Source organism: Streptomyces calidiresistens, from assembly GCF_014141525.1.
Taxonomy (GTDB): Bacteria; Actinomycetota; Actinomycetes; order Streptomycetales; family Streptomycetaceae; genus Streptomyces; species Streptomyces calidiresistens.
In genome coordinates, this window is record NZ_VKHS01001612.1 from 1 (window position 1) to 396 (window position 396).

The window sequence follows — 396 nt, forward strand, 5'->3', positions numbered from 1 at the left end:
GTATACCTCTTACGCCAAAATGAATGCGGAAGATATGCGCGCGCTGTATGACTACCTGATGAACGAAGTGCCGGCGCAGAATACCGCCAACCGCGCCAGTGACATCAGTTGGCCGTTGTCGATGCGCTGGCCGCTGGCGGTATGGAATCAGCTGTTCCATGACGATACGCCTTACCAGCCTGACCACGACCAGAGCGCAGAGTGGAATCGCGGCGCCTATTTGGTTCAGGGGGCGGGGCACTGCGGCAGTTGCCATACGCCGCGTGGCTGGGCGATGCAGGAAAAAGGTCTGGACAGCAAAGAGCCGGCCTTCCTGAGCGGCGCTGAGCTGGACGATTGGTACGCTTCCGGGTTACGCGGAATGAAGCAGGACGAAGTGGTTGCCCTGTTGAAAAC

Annotated in this window: 1 protein-coding gene; it reads left to right on the plus strand. The window is 59.1% G+C overall.

What is annotated here, in order from left to right:
* Nucleotides 1-19: 19 nt before the first annotated feature.
* On the plus strand, nucleotides 20-396 hold a 377-nt coding region (locus FOE67_RS31070), incomplete at its 3' end, for a c-type cytochrome (protein ID WP_228474397.1).